Source organism: Pseudomonas fragi, from assembly GCF_900105835.1.
Taxonomy (GTDB): Bacteria; Pseudomonadota; Gammaproteobacteria; order Pseudomonadales; family Pseudomonadaceae; genus Aquipseudomonas; species Aquipseudomonas fragi.
On sequence record NZ_LT629783.1, the window covers coordinates 4552585 to 4566893 of the forward strand.

Here is a 14309-nt window from a genome sequence, read left to right on the forward strand (position 1 = left end):
CCAGACGTGCGCTGTAGGGAAGGTAAGCAAGATGGTACAGGTCAGAGCACACCAGCCGATCAACACCGACGGCAGTCTCAACCTTGAGGCATGGCTCGATCATGCGGTGAGTGTCGATGTGGCGCTGGACCGTGAAGCCTTGAAAGAAGCGTGCGAGTTTGCACGCGAGGCCGAGCAGCAAGCCAATGCCGCGAAAAACCTGTGGACTGAAGGCACATCGAGCTTTCGTACCGGGTTAGAAATCGCCGAGATCCTGGCCGATCTGAAACTGGATCAGGACTCCCTGGTAGCGGCAATTTTGTATCGCGGCGTGCGTGAAGGTCAGATTCAGCTCCCGGCGGTCAGCCAGCGCTTCGGTCCGGTAGTGGCCAAGCTGATTGACGGTGTACTGCGCATGGCGGCCATCAGTGCCAGCCTCAGCCCGCGTCAGTCAATGGTGCTGGGCTCCCAGGGCCAGGTCGAAAACCTGCGCAAGATGCTGGTAGCGATGGTTGATGACGTTCGCGTGGCACTGATCAAGCTGGCTGAACGTACCTGCGCGATTCGCGCTGTCAAAAACGCCCCGGACGAAAAGCGCAACCGCGTCGCCCGCGAGGTGTTCGATATTTATGCGCCACTGGCGCACCGCCTGGGCATCGGCCATATCAAGTGGGAACTGGAGGATTTGTCCTTCCGTTACCTGGAACCCGAGCAGTACAAACAAATTGCCACCTTGCTGCATGAGCGGCGCCTCGACCGCGAGCGCTTTATCAGCGATGTGATGAACCAGCTGCGTACCGAGCTGGAAGCCACCGGGGTGACCGACGCCGACATCAGCGGCCGGGCCAAGCATATCTACTCGATCTGGCGCAAAATGCAGCGCAAGGGCCTGGCCTTCAGCCAGATCTATGACGTGCGTGCGGTGCGGGTTCTGGTGCCGGAGATGCGCGATTGCTACACCGCGCTGGGCATCGTTCATACCCTGTGGCGGCATATCCCCAAAGAATTCGACGACTATATCGCCAACCCCAAGGAGAACGGCTACCGCTCGCTGCACACTGCCGTGATCGGGCCTGAAGGCAAGGTGCTCGAAGTGCAGATCCGCACCCACGCCATGCACGAAGAGGCCGAGCTGGGGGTTTGCGCGCACTGGCGTTACAAGGGCACCGACGTCAAGGCCGGGTCCAACCAGTACGAAGAGAAAATCTCGTGGTTGCGCCAGGTGCTGGAATGGCACGAAGAGCTGGGTGATATCGGCGGGCTGGCCGATCAGCTGCGGGTCGATATCGAGCCGGACCGGGTATACATCTTTACCCCGGACGGGCATGCCATCGACTTGCCCAAAGGGGCGACGCCGCTGGACTTTGCCTACCGGGTGCACACCGAAATCGGCCACAACTGCCGTGGTGCCAAGATCAACGGGCGCATCGTGCCGCTCAACTACAGCCTGCAGACCGGTGAGCAGGTCGAGATCATCACCAGCAAGCACGGTACGCCGAGCCGCGACTGGCTGAACCCGAACCTGGGCTATGTCACCACCTCGCGGGCGCGGGCCAAGATCGTCCACTGGTTCAAGCTGCAGGCCCGCGACCAGAACGTCGCGGCCGGCAAGACCATGCTCGAGCGCGAACTCGGCCGTTTGGGCCTGCCTGCGGTGGACTACGAGAAGCTCGCCGACAAGGCCAACATGCGCACCGCCGAGGACATGTACGCGGCGCTTGGCGCGGGCGACTTGCGCCTGGCGCAGTTGATCAACCTGGCCCAGCAACAGGTCGAGCCCGAGCGCGGCAGCGAACAGATGGAGCTGATCCCGCGCAAGGCCACGGGCTACAAGCCGGGCAAGCGCGGCGATATCCAGATCGAAGGCGTCGGCAACCTGCTGACCCAGATGGCCGGCTGCTGCCAGCCGTTGCCGGGGGATGCGATCGTCGGTTACATCACCCAGGGCCGTGGCGTCAGCATCCACCGCCAGGACTGCGCCTCGGTGCTGCAACTGGGCAGCCGTGAGCCGGAGCGGATGATCCAGGTTAACTGGGGGCCGATCCCGGTTTCGACGTATCCGGTGGATATCGAGATCCGCGCCTATGATCGTTCCGGTTTGCTGCGTGACGTTTCCCAGGTGCTGCTCAACGAGCGGATCAACGTGCTGGCGGTCAACACCCGCTCGAACAAGGAAAACAACACGGCGTTGATGACCCTGACCATCGAGATCCCGGGGCTGGACGCACTGGGGCGCTTGCTGGGGCGTATCTCGCAACTGCCGAACATCATCGAAACCCGCCGGATCGGGCGCAGCGAGCCGCGCTGATCCTTTGTGGGAGCGGGCTTGCTCGCGATTGCATCACCTCGGTGAGTCGGGGGTGTTCACATCGCGAGCAAGCCCGCTCCCACAGGGTGTGGTTAGCGTGTGCCAAAGGATTACAGATGTATAACCTCGACGACCTGCTTCACCTTATGGCCCGCCTGCGCGATCCGCAATATGGCTGCCCGTGGGATATCAAGCAGACGTATGCCACCCTCGTGCCCTACACCCTTGAAGAAGCCTACGAGGTTGCTGACGCGATCGAGCAGGGCGACTTCGAGCACCTGCAGGGTGAACTCGGCGATTTGCTGTTCCAGGTGGTGTATTACAGCCAGCTGGCCCGCGAAGAAGGCCGTTTCGAATTTGCCGCGGTGATCGACAGCATCACCCGCAAGCTGATCCGCCGTCACCCCCATGTGTTTCCAACTGGCGACCTGTATGCGCCGCTGGATGTGCCGCGCCTGAGCGAAGAACAGGTCAAGGTACGCTGGGATGAGATCAAGGCCGAGGAGCGCGCAGAAAAATCTGCAGCCCCCGAGCAGTTGTCCTTGCTGGATGATGTGCCAGTAGCCCTGCCGGCGTTGTCCCGTGCCGCCAAGCTGCAAAAGCGCGCCGCCCAGGTCGGTTTTGACTGGCCAGCAGCCTTGCCGGTGCTGGACAAGGTACGAGAGGAGCTGGACGAAGTGCTGGAGGCCATGGCTGACAACGATTCGTCGGCCATTCATGAGGAAATAGGCGACCTGCTGTTTTCCGTGGTCAACCTGGCCCGTCATCTTAAAGTGGACCCTGAAACCGCCTTGCGTGGCGCCAATACAAAATTTGATCGACGTTTCCGGTTTATTGAGCAGGCATTGCGCGATACCCTGCGTCCCATTGAAAGTTGCACCCTTGAAGACCTGGACGCCCTGTGGGGCGAAGCCAAGCGCCAGGAAAAGAATTTGCCCAGCTGCGGCTGAGTTTGCCTAAGTGAGTAAGTAGATGAGCATTTCCCTACGCGACCAGTTGCTCAAAGCCGGACTGGTCAACGAGAAGCAGGCCAAGCAGGCCGGCAAAGAAAAACAGAAGCAGCAGCGCCTGGCCCACAAGGGCCAGATCGAGCTGGACGACACCCAGCAGCGCCTGGCTGCCGAGGCCAAGGCCGAGAAGGTCAAGCGTGACCAGGAACTGAACCGCCAGCAGCAGGAAAAGGTCGAGCAAAAGGCCCGTGCTGCGCAGATCAAGCAATTGATCGAAGTGTCGCGCTTGCCCAAGCTGAACACCGAGGACTACTACAACTTCGTTGACGACAAGAAGGTCAAGCGCCTGTCGGTAAACACCCTGATGCGCAACAAACTGGCCAATGGCTCGCTGGCGATCGTGCAGCACCAGGGCGGCTATGAAGTCATCCCCCGTGAGGCGGCGTTGAAGATCCAGGAGCGCGACCCGCGCCGGATCGTGCAGCTGAACATCCTGGTTGAGCCGAAAACCCCGGAAGAAGACGATCCTTACGCGGCATACCAGATTCCTGATGACCTGATGTGGTAAGACACACAACCTGTGGGAGCGGGCTTGCTCGCGATTGCATCGACGCGGTTTAGCTGGAAGATCGCAGCGTCTGCATCGCGAGCAAGCCCGCTCCCACGGAGTGTTGTGTTGGCGCATAACAAAACAAACCCCGCTTCGGCGGGGTTTGTGTTTTTCAAGACTGTAATTGCCGTGGTTCAGGCCTGGCGTTTCTGCGCTTCCAGCTTTTCCAGCTCAGCCTTGTAGCTGTGAGCGTCGCTCTCGCGGTGGAACATGCCTACCAGTATGTCTTCTTGATGCACATCCCACAGGTGGACTCCGTGGGCTACCAGTTGGTGGAACATACGTGAATCGTCGCGCTCAGTTACTTTGATAGTCATCTGCTTGCTCCAAATTCTGATGAGGGCCTGCGGCAAGGCGTCGCAGGACTTCTTTATAGAATTTGTTAGCTTCCTAAGTAAATAGCTGATTGTCGCACTGTCATCTTGTTAAACAGAGCTAAACGCTGCAGCCCTTGTAAACCGGGCTGTTTACGGATTTGGCCGATAGTTTTATGACAAAAGTTTCATGTTTCAGGGGGCTCCAAACCAAAAAAAACCTCGCCGAAGCGAGGTTTTTGAGGCGTGCAGCTAAAGGCGTGTCGCTTAGTTGCCCTTGACCGGTTTGCCGTTCACCGTGCCGTCCAGCAGCATGATGTTGTATTCCTTGCCGTCTTTTTCGACCTGACGCAGTTTGACCAGCAGCGAATCCCAGTTCTTGGCGAACCACATTTCGGTGATGCGCTTGTTCTGTGTCGGGTCGCGTACGCGCTCAACCTTGATGGCGTCGACCTTGCCTGCCTTGGTTTCAACCACTTCAGGGCCGATCACGCGGAAGTCATAGGTGTCCACGTCATTACCGTCAACCACCTGGTAGCTCATGGACTTCTTGCCGGCTTCTACGTCACGCTGCAGCGCCAGCTGGTAGGTGGACTTGTCGAGCATGCCGCTGAGCAAAGGCACTTTGACTGCGTCGCCCTGATCGGTGCCGGTGACCATTTTGGTCGCCCAGTCGAAATCCAGATCGATCTTTTTCGCTTTGCCCAGGCCACCACGTTCAAAGTGGTAGGTGAGCGGGATCAGCGCGTTTTTCTCGATCTTGAGCGTGCTTTCTTCGTTCAGGCTGGCCACCAGCATCGATGCCTTGAAGTTCAAGGTCCAGATGCCGTTGTCGCTCTTGGTCAGGCTGCGCTCGGCAGAACCGCTCATGGGCAGCTGTTTCCAGTCTGCGGTGTAGCTGGCCTTGAAAGGCTGAAGATCGGCCGCTTGGACTGCTGGAATAGCCAGCAGGCTAAGGGCGAGAAGCAGGGCACGACGCATAAGTTCTCCTAGGTTCGTATCAAGTGGCCGCTGGCCGCAAGTAATTGACCGTCCAATAATGCGCCTTGCTCGTCAAGAGACAAGCGACCTTCGGCAAACCAGCGCACTGCAAGCGGATAAATCCGGTGTTCCTGGGCGTGAACCCGTTGCGCCAGACTGTGTGGCGAGTCATCGGACTCTACCGGTATCACTGCCTGTACGACCAGAGGCCCGCCGTCGAGTTCCTCGGTCACAAAGTGCACGCTGCAGCCGTGCTCGCCATCACCCGCTTCCAGCGCCCGCTGATGGGTGTGCAAGCCTTTGTACTTGGGCAGCAGGGAGGGGTGGATATTGAGCAGGCGCCCCTGATAGTGACGCACGAAATCTGCGCTGAGAATGCGCATGAACCCGGCCAGAACCACCAGTTGCGGTTTGAATTCGTCGATGACTTCGATCAGTGCAGCATCGAAGGCCTCGCGGCCCTCGAATGCCTTGTGATCCAGTACGCGGGTATCGATACCCGCGTCTTTGGCGCGTTGCAGGCCGTAGGCGTCGGCGCGGTTGGAGATAACCGCGCGGATGTTTGCCGGGCTGGCCTTGACGTCATCGCTGTCGATCAAGGCCTGCAAGTTGCTGCCGGTGCCGGAAAGCAGCACCACTACATCACAGGTATCAGGCATTAGTGCGCCTTGATGTTTTGCAGCTCAACTTGCGCAGCGCCTTCAGCGGCGGTTGCGATCTGGCCGATGACCCAAGGCTGCTCGCCCGCTTCACGCAGTACGTTCAGCGCGGTTTCAACATCGGCCTGGGCCACGCAGATCACCATGCCAACACCGCAGTTCAGCACGCGGTGCATTTCGTGCTCGTCCACGTTGCCTTTTTCCTGCAGCCAGTCGAATACGGCAGGGCGCTGCCAGCTGGCAACGTCAACCACGGCCTGGGCGCCTTTTGGCAGAACGCGCGGGATGTTGTCGAGCAGGCCACCACCAGTGATGTGGGCCATTGCCTTGACCACGCCGGTTTCCTTGATCAGCTTGAGCAACGGCTTGACGTAGATGCGGGTCGGCGCCATCAGCAGGTCGGTCAGTGGCTTGCCGTCGAGCTGGATGTTTTCGATGTCGGCACCCGACACTTCGATGATCTTGCGGATCAGCGAGTAGCCGTTGGAGTGCGGGCCCGAGGACGGCAGGGCGAGCAGGGCGTCGCCGGCCGCTACTTTGGAACCGTCGATGATCTCGGATTTTTCGACAACGCCAACGCAGAAGCCGGCCAGGTCGTAGTCTTCGCCTTCGTACATGCCTGGCATTTCAGCGGTTTCGCCGCCCACCAGGGAGCAACCGGACAGTTCGCAGCCAGCGCCGATACCGGTAACCACCTGGGTTGCGGTTTCAACGTTGAGCTTGCCGGTGGCGTAGTAGTCAAGGAAGAACAGAGGCTCGGCGCCGCATACGATCAGGTCGTTGACGCACATGGCAACCAGGTCGATACCGATGCTGTCGTGCTTGTTCAGGTTCAGCGCCAGGCGCAGCTTGGTGCCGACGCCGTCAGTGCCGGAAACCAGAACAGGCTGCTTGTAGCCAGCCGGAATTTCGCAGAGGGCGCCAAAACCGCCGAGGCCGCCCATCACTTCCGGGCGTGCAGTGCGCTTGGCCACGCTCTTGATGCGTTCGACCAATGCTTCACCGGCGTCGATGTCTACACCGGCGTCTTTGTAGCTCAGGGATGGTTGCTTGCTCATAATCCAGGCCTTTAGGGGGGATTCGGGGGTATCGACCGAGTTCAGGGGGCAGGCTTGCCAGTGCTCTTTGAGTGCTGCAGAGCATTTGCACGGTGCCCGGCTGTTGCCGGTCTGCGAAGGCGCGCGATTTTATCAGGCTTGAAGGGCAGCGGCCATCCTCGGGCCGACAGGCAGGGTTATATCTGGCGAAAAAAACCTTTTTTAGTCGTACTTGGGTCTGCGCGCGGGCCTGTATAAGGTATAGAGAAGTTTTGTTACCGCGTGAAAACGCGAAGCGGGCGTGAATGATTTGGCTGCGGCCGTGTCTGAAGTCTGTTCGAGTGTTTTTATGGCGTCCTTATCAGGCTGCTTTTTGTCATCGGGAATCTTTCATGCGTCTTAGCCAATTTTTAGCTGTCGGCTGTTTATCTTTTTTTAGCCTGGCCAGTCATGCCGAAATTTTAACGGGGCTGTATCAGGTCCGCGAGCCGGTCGCCAGCCAGTCACCAGATGAGCGTATCCAGGCCACGCAAAAAGCCCTGGAGACCCTGGTGCTGCGTTTGACCGGGGATGCCAAGGCGCTTCAAAGCCCCGGGCTTGAGGCGATTCGCAAGGACCCGCAGCAAATCATCAGCCGGTTTGGCTATGACGCCGGCCCGCCGGAAAGCCTGCAGGTCGATTTCGACCCGGTCAGCACTGATCGTGCTTTACGCCAGGCTGGTTTGTCGCTGTGGGGCAGCAACCGTCCGGCATTGCTCGGCTGGTGGCTGAACGACTCGATCGAGGGTTCGAGTCTGGTCGGTGACGGTCAGTCCGTGGCCGAGCCGTTGCGTCGCGCCGCACAGCATCGTGGCTTGCCGTTGCGCTTGCCGTTGGCAGACTTGAGTGAGCAGCTGGTGGGTACCGCAGAAAACCTTGAGGGCAGCAACCCTGCCCCATTGAAGGACGCTTCCGAGCGTTACGGGGCTGATGCCCTGCTGGCCGTGCATGCCCGTGAAGACGATGGCAAGTGGACAGCCAAGTGGCGCCTGTGGGTCGGTGACCAGCAAGAGCAGGGCAGTGCTCAGGCAGCGGATCAGGCCGCCCTGGCGGATGCCGTGATGCTGGCGGTGAGCGAGCGTCTGGCCCCGCGTTATGCCGTCAAGCCGGGGGTGTCCTCGGAGCAGTTGCTGGAGGTGCAGGGCATGACGCTGCAACGCTACGCCCAGTTGGGACATTTGCTTGAGCCGTTTGGCGCGCAACTTAAGCGTGTCGACGGTGATCGTATTGTGTATCTGGTCAACGGCAGTGCCGAGCAGTTGCGCTCGCAACTGGGGCTGGCGCAGTTGCAGGAAGTACCGGCAGGGCAGGTGCCTGCAGTGACGGATGCAGGGCAGGCGCCAGGTCTGGCTGCGGTGCCGGCAGCACAGTTGCGGTTTCGCTGGTAGGTTTTTGTCTTCTTTATATAAGGATGGGGTGGCTCATGGCTGATTCGCGACGGTGGGTGTGGTGGGGTGTGGCGCTGGGGTTCGCCCTTTTTGTGTATTTCCTGCATCCGATACTCACGCCATTTCTGGTCGCGATCGTCCTGGCCTATATGTTCGATCCTGTGGTCGACCGGCTGGAAAGGTTCGGGCTTTCAAGAACCTGGGGCGTGGTGGCGGTCTTTACCGTGTTCACTGTCATTTTGATGACATTGTTGCTGGTACTGGTGCCGCTGCTGGCCAAGCAGCTGTTGAAGCTCTATCAATTGGCACCGCAGATCCTCGACTGGTTGCAGCACACCGCAATGCCGTGGGTGCAGGCCAAGTTCGGTTTGAGTGACAGTTTCTGGAAGTTCGACAAGATCAAGGCAGCGATCACCGAGCACATGGGGCAGGCCACTGACATTGTTGGCATCGTCTTGTCCCAGGCCACGGCTTCCAGCCTGGCGCTGATCGGCTTTTTGGCCAATCTGGTGCTGATTCCGGTGGTGGCGTTCTACCTGTTGCGTGACTGGAACGTCATGATGGCCAAGATTCGCGGCTTGTTGCCGCGCGCCCGGGCCGAGCAGATTGTGTCGCTGGCCAAGGAGTGTCACGACGTGCTTGGCGCGTTTGTGCGCGGGCAGTTGCTGGTGATGCTGGCACTGGGGGTGATCTACTCGGCAGGCCTGATGCTGGTCGGCCTCGAGTTGGGCCTGTTGATCGGCTTGATGGCAGGGGTAGCGGCCATCGTGCCGTATATGGGCTTTATTGTCGGTATCGGTGCGGCGTTGGTCGCCGGTTTGTTCCAGTTTGGCGGGGATCTGTATCCGATGCTCGGCATCGTGGCGGTGTTTATGGTCGGTCAGGCGCTGGAGGGCACGGTCCTTACGCCACTGCTGGTGGGCGACAAGATCGGCATGCACCCGGTGGCGGTGATCTTCGCGATTCTGGCGGGCGGCGAGCTGTTCGGTTTTACCGGGGTCTTGCTGGCTTTGCCGGTCGCGGCCGTGATCATGGTGCTGGTGCGTCATGTGCAGGATCTGTACAAGGACTCCCAGGTCTATAAAGGCAGTGAAGACCCGCAGTTGTAAGCCGGGGCACTGTGTCGGGGCGGGGGCATCGCGAGGTGCCCCCGCTTTTTTATGCGCGCAAGGCGGTTCTCGGTCGTCAGAAAAAGCCCAATCAATCCAAGACCTTAACGCAAACCTTTGATTTTGCTCGTGGTCTGTTACATTGTGTGCCCAGCGACACGGGTATAAACTTTTCAAACCTTACACAGAGGCCACTAACGGTTCGTTTGAACTGTTCAGTCAGCATGAAACCGATTCAGCTGCCCCTAGGTGTGCGTCTGCGTGATGACGCTACCTTCATAAATTACTATCCAGGCGCCAATGCCGCTGCACTCGGCTATGTCGAACGTCTGTGCGAAGCCGACGCCGGCTGGACAGAAAGCCTGATTTACTTGTGGGGCAAGCATGGCGTGGGGCGTACGCACCTGCTGCAGGCCGCTTGCCTGCGTTTTGAGCAGATGGGTGAGCCGGCGGTTTACCTGCCTCTGGCCGAGTTGCTGGACCGCGGCATAGAAATCCTCGACAACCTTGAGCAGTACGAACTGGTTTGCCTGGATGACCTGCAGGCGGTGGCCGGGCGTGCGGACTGGGAAGAGGCGCTGTTTCATCTGTTCAACCGGTTGCGTGACAGCGGTCGGCGCCTGTTGATTGCAGCGTCCACCTCGCCCCGTGAACTGCCGATCAAGCTGGCGGACCTCAAGTCCCGGCTAACCATGGCGCTGGTGTTTCAGATGCGCCCCCTGTCTGATGAAGACAAGCTGCGGGCCTTGCAGCTGCGCGCATCGCGCCGTGGCCTGCACCTGACCGACGAAGTCGGGCATTTTATTCTGACCCGCGGCACTCGCAGCATGAGTGCCCTGTTCGATTTGCTCGAACGGCTCGATCAGGCGTCCTTGCAAGCGCAGCGCAAGCTGACCATTCCCTTCCTCAAAGAAACCCTGGGCTGGTAGTTCAGCCCTTTAAAACTGCGGTCTGCACCCAATTTTGGCAGTTTTCAGGCGCCAGAAATCCTGCGCGGCCCAAGGGCTGTTTGCGCAAAATCTATCGTCAGGGGTGTAAAGCCTTAGATGTCGCGACAAAACCATCAAGTCACATTTAGATCGATTGAATTTGCAAATGAGGATCATAGAAGGCATAGTCGCGGCTACTTTTTCTAATAAGCCACGGTCGTGCCCATGCTAAAGCGCTTCGCACCCCTCGTGCCCCTCGCACTCGTTACCCTGTTGTTTGGTTGCGCTGCCCACACGCCAGTGTCGCAGCAAGTGGTCCAGGCTCAGGTTCAAAAGTCATCTTCGGTCTCGCAAACTTCCGCTCTTTATCAGGAAGAACTGGCAACCGAAAAAGAACTGGCTGAATTTTCCTCCAACAGCAAGCCTTACGAACTGCCGGCCCTGGCTGACAGCATTCTTGAGCGCGGCATGTCCTTGATCGGTACCCGTTACCGGTTTGGCGGCACCTCTGAAGCGGGCTTCGATTGCAGCGGCTTTATTGGCTACCTGTTCAAGGAAGAAGCCGGTATGCAGTTACCGCGTTCGACCCGCGAAATGATCAACGTAAAAGCACCGTTGGTCGCGCGAAACAATCTGAAACCAGGTGATTTGCTGTTCTTCAGCACCAATGGTCGTGGCCGTGTGAGCCATGCCGGGATTTACTTGGGCGATGACCAGTTTATCCACTCCAGCAGCCGTCGCAGCGGGGGTGTACGGATTGACAACCTGGGTGACAGCTACTGGAGCAAGACCTTTATTGAGGCCAAACGCGCCCTGGCGATGGCCCCTGCGAGCGTAGTCGCCCGCAAGTAAAGTTAATGTCTTACTTGAAGTTCGGCCGCTAAGGGCTAGAATTCAGAGACATTGTTAAATTCCTGAAGCCGCGAGGGTCCTTCCTGTCGCGGCTTCGGGTTTCGCGGCCTGAGTTGCCGTATCCAGAATCAGGAACATTCTGTTTATGTCGACCATGGCCCGAGCTCTACTTTTGACTCTAGCAGCACTGCTCAGTGCCTGCGCAAACCGCCCGGCCCCGGTTGCGGTACCCACCAAGCCCGTCGTATTCATCAACCCTGCCGATGAGACTTCACCCATAGCCGCAGACGTATTGTTTCGCGCCTTGGGTCTGGTGGGCACGCCTTATCGCTGGGGTGGTAATACACCGGATTCGGGCTTTGATTGCAGCGGCCTGATCAAGTATGTGTACAACGATGCCGCAGGTATTTCGCTGCCGCGCACCACTCGCGAGATGATCGTGATGCAGGCGCAGAACATCGGCCAGGACAAGCTGCAAACCGGTGACCTGCTGTTCTTTGCCACCAATGGCGGCTCCCAGGTCAGTCATGCCGGGATATATGTGGGCGAAGGCCGTTTTGTACACGCACCGGCCACTGGCGGTACGGTCAAGCTGGACAGCCTGAACAAAGCCTACTGGCAAAAAGCCTATCTGAATGCCAAGCGAGTGTTGCCGACCGAGCAGCATCTGGCGCGGTTGCCGTAAGGCAAGAGCCCCTCACCCCAACCCTCCCGGAGTCGCGTGCGGTCAGTTCCCTCTCCCTTTGGGAGAGGGCTAGGGTGAGGGTCGTTCTGCCAGTTACTTACTGGCCCGACACCCGCCAAACCTTGTTGCCTACATCATCGGCCACCAACAAATCCCCCTGCTTGTCGATTTCCACGCCCACTGGCCGGCCCATGGCTTTTTCGTCTTTGTTGAGAAATCCGCTCAGCACATCGATCGGCATGCCTGTCGGTTTACCTTGGGCAAAGGGCACGAAAATCACTTTGTAACCACTGTGCGGCTTGCGATTCCAGGAGCCGTGCTGGCCAATAAAGACGCCTTCAGTAAAGCCAGGCAATCTACTGCCTTCGGCAAAACTCAGGCCCAGCGACGCTGTGTGCGGGCCCACGGCGTAATCCGGGGCAATGGCTTTGGCCACCAGTTCGGGGTTTTGCGGATTGACCCGCGCATCCACATGCTGGCCGTAATAGCTGTAGGGCCAGCCATAGAAGCCGCCATCCTGCACTGACGTGATGTAGTCGGGCACCAGGTCGCTGCCGATTTCGTCACGTTCGTTAACCGCAGTCCACAGCTTGCCGGTGACCGGTTCCCAGGCCATGCCGTTGGGGTTGCGCAGGCCGGAGGCAAAAATGCGCTGGCTGCCTGTGGCCGGGTCGACTTCCCAGATTGCGGCGCGACCTTGCTCCTGATCCATCCCGTTCTCGCCCACGTTGCTGTTGGAACCGACGGTCACATACAGTTTTTTGCCGTCGGGGCTGGCGATCACGTTTTTGGTCCAGTGATGATTCAGCGGCCCGCCGGGCAAGTCGGCGACCTTGACGGGTTGGGCGCTGATGCGGTCTTCGCCGGCTTGATAAGGGAAGCGCAGCAGCTTGTCGGTGTCTGCGACATACAAATCGTTGCCCACCAGCGTCATGCCAAAGGGCGAATTCAGATTCTCGATAAATACGGTGCGGGTTTCGGCCACGCCGTCGTGGTCCGCATCGCGGAGCAAGGTAATCCGGTTCGCGCTCGGCACACCGGCCCCGGCGCGGGCCATGACCTTGTCCGCGATCCAGCCCTTGATGCCCTTGCTGTCGTCCGGTTTGGCCGGCGAGTTGGTTTCGGCTACCAGCACATCGCCATTGGGCAGCACATAGAGCCAGCGCGGGTGGTCGAGGTGTTCGGCGAAGGCGGCTACCTTCAGGCCCGCAGCGGCGGTGGGTGTGGCGCCATTGGCCCAGCCGATCGCCGGGGCGATATTGACGGTGGGGATCAGGGTCTTGTTGGGTTCGGGCAGTTTCGGCGATGGGCCGGTACCATCCGCCACTTGCAGGGTCGAACTCTCACCGCAGGCAGCCAGCCCGACCGCAAGTACGATGACAACAGCGTGCTGGGGCTTGAGCATATGAATCTCCATGAGGTTTTGGTCTTGTCAGTCATAGAGAAGCGTAGCGGGTTAAAGGTTCAGCCCGGGCGCCGGATTAAGCCCTTTGTCGGCAGCTTTAATTGACGCTCCACCCCCAACCCTCTAACCTTCGCGGCTTGTTTCAGGTGCTCTGTGGCCATTGGCCGACAGGGTGAAACAGGGAAGCCGGTGAGGGCGTGTTTGACCCACACAACCGCCACGATCCCGGCGCTGCCCCCGCAACGGTAAACGAGTCAACGCCACGCTCAGTGCCACTGTGTTTTTTTGCACGGGAAGGCGCGTGGACAAGGACTGCTCTCGCCGAGCCGCCCGCTTGTGAGCCCGGAGACCGGCCTGATCCATCCACCACTCTCGCGGCGGGCGATGCAGTGTGTTGTTCAAGAATCCCCCCGCCTCCCGTTTGCATCATCGAGCCCCAACGGAGAGCTGCCATGAACGAATCCCCCGAACGCGACGAACGTCACCAGGCGCGCATGCTGCGCAAAAAAGCTGTTATGGACGAGCGTATTGCCAGCTCGCCCAACGAGTGCGGGCTGCTGCTGGTATTGACCGGCAACGGCAAAGGCAAAAGCAGCTCCGCCTTTGGCATGCTGGCCCGGGCCATGGGCCACGGCATGCAGTGTGGCGTGGTGCAATTTATCAAGGGCCGCAACAGCACCGGCGAGGAGATTTTCTTCCGCCGTTTCCCCGAGCAGGTGCGTTATCACGTCATGGGCGAAGGCTTTACCTGGGAAACCCAGGATCGCCAGCGCGATATCGCCGCCGCTGAAGCAGCGTGGGAAGTGTCCCGCGAGATGCTGCGCGACCCGTCCATTGGCCTGGTAGTGCTCGATGAGCTGAATATCGCGCTCAAGCACGGTTACCTCGACCTGGAGCAGGTGCTCGCCGACCTGCAAGCCCGCCCGCCCATGCAGCATGTGCTGGTCACCGGCCGTGGCGCCAAACCTGAACTGATTGATCTGGCCGATACCGTTACTGAAATGGGTGTGGTCAAACACGCTTTTCAGGCCGGGATCAAAGCCCAGAAAGGCATCGAATTGTGA

At 59.3% G+C, this 14309-nt stretch carries 14 protein-coding genes and 1 riboswitch; of the genes, 9 read left to right on the plus strand and 5 right to left on the minus strand.

The features are described 5' to 3' along the window. Positions 1-31 precede the first annotated feature (31 nt). From relA to BLU25_RS20945, 3 genes are all read left to right on the plus strand, one after another. Positions 32-2287, plus strand: a complete 2256-nt coding sequence (relA, locus tag BLU25_RS20935) for a GTP diphosphokinase (protein ID WP_016779853.1) — start codon at positions 32-34, stop codon at positions 2285-2287. Between the two features lie 116 nt (positions 2288-2403). Next, complete coding sequence (gene mazG / locus BLU25_RS20940; protein ID WP_016779854.1) at positions 2404-3237, plus strand: nucleoside triphosphate pyrophosphohydrolase; 834 nt, start codon at positions 2404-2406, stop codon at positions 3235-3237. 22 nt (positions 3238-3259) lie between these two features. Then, positions 3260-3805, plus strand: coding sequence for a DUF2058 domain-containing protein (locus tag BLU25_RS20945; RefSeq protein WP_016779855.1), 546 nt, complete (start codon positions 3260-3262; stop codon positions 3803-3805). Between the two features lie 176 nt (positions 3806-3981). Here the strand turns inward: BLU25_RS20945 and BLU25_RS20950 are convergent, their stop codons facing one another. From BLU25_RS20950 to purM, 4 genes are all read right to left on the minus strand, one after another. Beyond that, on the minus strand, positions 3982-4164 hold the full coding sequence (locus BLU25_RS20950; protein ID WP_016779856.1) for a hypothetical protein: 183 nt from the start codon (positions 4162-4164) through the stop codon (positions 3982-3984). 264 nt (positions 4165-4428) lie between these two features. Further along, positions 4429-5142, minus strand: a complete 714-nt coding sequence (locus BLU25_RS20955; protein ID WP_016779857.1) for a DUF3108 domain-containing protein — start codon at positions 5140-5142, stop codon at positions 4429-4431. An 8-nt stretch (positions 5143-5150) separates the two neighbouring features. Beyond that, a complete protein-coding gene (gene purN / locus BLU25_RS20960; protein WP_016779858.1) occupies positions 5151-5801 on the minus strand; it encodes a phosphoribosylglycinamide formyltransferase in 651 nt (216 codons plus the stop codon). Further along, positions 5801-6859 carry a phosphoribosylformylglycinamidine cyclo-ligase gene (gene purM / locus BLU25_RS20965; protein WP_016779859.1) on the minus strand — a complete coding sequence of 353 codons (1059 nt, stop codon included), beginning with the start codon at positions 6857-6859 and terminating at the stop codon, positions 5801-5803. The genes purN and purM overlap by 1 nt, the downstream gene beginning before the upstream one ends. Positions 6860-7230: 371 nt before the next feature. Between purM and BLU25_RS20970 the strand changes: the two genes are divergently transcribed. From BLU25_RS20970 to BLU25_RS20990, 5 genes are all read left to right on the plus strand, one after another. Then, positions 7231-8265 (plus strand): DUF2066 domain-containing protein, encoded by a 1035-nt coding sequence (locus BLU25_RS20970; protein WP_016779860.1) that lies wholly within the window; start codon positions 7231-7233, stop codon positions 8263-8265. A gap of 35 nt (positions 8266-8300) precedes the next feature. Next, on the plus strand, positions 8301-9374 hold the full coding sequence (locus tag BLU25_RS20975; RefSeq protein WP_016779861.1) for an AI-2E family transporter: 1074 nt from the start codon (positions 8301-8303) through the stop codon (positions 9372-9374). Between the two features lie 224 nt (positions 9375-9598). Continuing rightward, positions 9599-10303 carry a DnaA regulatory inactivator Hda gene (gene hda / locus BLU25_RS20980; protein WP_016779862.1) on the plus strand — a complete coding sequence of 235 codons (705 nt, stop codon included), beginning with the start codon at positions 9599-9601 and terminating at the stop codon, positions 10301-10303. 225 nt (positions 10304-10528) lie between these two features. Then, positions 10529-11155, plus strand: coding sequence for a C40 family peptidase (locus tag BLU25_RS20985; protein WP_016779863.1), 627 nt, complete (start codon positions 10529-10531; stop codon positions 11153-11155). Between the two features lie 145 nt (positions 11156-11300). Beyond that, positions 11301-11840 (plus strand): C40 family peptidase, encoded by a 540-nt coding sequence (locus BLU25_RS20990; protein WP_016779864.1) that lies wholly within the window; start codon positions 11301-11303, stop codon positions 11838-11840. Between the two features lie 97 nt (positions 11841-11937). Here the strand turns inward: BLU25_RS20990 and BLU25_RS20995 are convergent, their stop codons facing one another. After that, on the minus strand, positions 11938-13245 hold the full coding sequence (locus BLU25_RS20995) for a PQQ-dependent sugar dehydrogenase (RefSeq protein ID WP_083369814.1): 1308 nt from the start codon (positions 13243-13245) through the stop codon (positions 11938-11940). A 127-nt stretch (positions 13246-13372) separates the two neighbouring features. Then, positions 13373-13617, plus strand: a riboswitch (cobalamin riboswitch). A gap of 80 nt (positions 13618-13697) precedes the next feature. Here BLU25_RS20995 and cobO point away from each other — a divergent pair. Further along, positions 13698-14309: a cob(I)yrinic acid a,c-diamide adenosyltransferase gene (gene cobO / locus BLU25_RS21000; RefSeq protein ID WP_016779866.1), complete on the plus strand. Its 612-nt coding sequence runs from the start codon at positions 13698-13700 to the stop codon at positions 14307-14309.

Coding starts and splice junctions, on each gene's coding strand:
- relA (WP_016779853.1), top strand. CDS start 32: ATGGTACAGGTCAGAGCACACCAGCCGATCAACACCGACGGCAGTCTC.
- mazG (WP_016779854.1), top strand. CDS start 2,404: ATGTATAACCTCGACGACCTGCTTCACCTTATGGCCCGCCTGCGCGAT.
- BLU25_RS20945 (WP_016779855.1), top strand. CDS start 3,260: ATGAGCATTTCCCTACGCGACCAGTTGCTCAAAGCCGGACTGGTCAAC.
- BLU25_RS20950 (WP_016779856.1), bottom strand. CDS start 4,164: ATGACTATCAAAGTAACTGAGCGCGACGATTCACGTATGTTCCACCAA.
- BLU25_RS20955 (WP_016779857.1), bottom strand. CDS start 5,142: ATGCGTCGTGCCCTGCTTCTCGCCCTTAGCCTGCTGGCTATTCCAGCA.
- purN (WP_016779858.1), bottom strand. CDS start 5,801: ATGCCTGATACCTGTGATGTAGTGGTGCTGCTTTCCGGCACCGGCAGC.
- purM (WP_016779859.1), bottom strand. CDS start 6,859: ATGAGCAAGCAACCATCCCTGAGCTACAAAGACGCCGGTGTAGACATC.
- BLU25_RS20970 (WP_016779860.1), top strand. CDS start 7,231: ATGCGTCTTAGCCAATTTTTAGCTGTCGGCTGTTTATCTTTTTTTAGC.
- BLU25_RS20975 (WP_016779861.1), top strand. CDS start 8,301: ATGGCTGATTCGCGACGGTGGGTGTGGTGGGGTGTGGCGCTGGGGTTC.
- hda (WP_016779862.1), top strand. CDS start 9,599: ATGAAACCGATTCAGCTGCCCCTAGGTGTGCGTCTGCGTGATGACGCT.
- BLU25_RS20985 (WP_016779863.1), top strand. CDS start 10,529: ATGCTAAAGCGCTTCGCACCCCTCGTGCCCCTCGCACTCGTTACCCTG.
- BLU25_RS20990 (WP_016779864.1), top strand. CDS start 11,301: ATGTCGACCATGGCCCGAGCTCTACTTTTGACTCTAGCAGCACTGCTC.
- BLU25_RS20995 (WP_083369814.1), bottom strand. CDS start 13,245: ATGCTCAAGCCCCAGCACGCTGTTGTCATCGTACTTGCGGTCGGGCTG.
- cobO (WP_016779866.1), top strand. CDS start 13,698: ATGAACGAATCCCCCGAACGCGACGAACGTCACCAGGCGCGCATGCTG.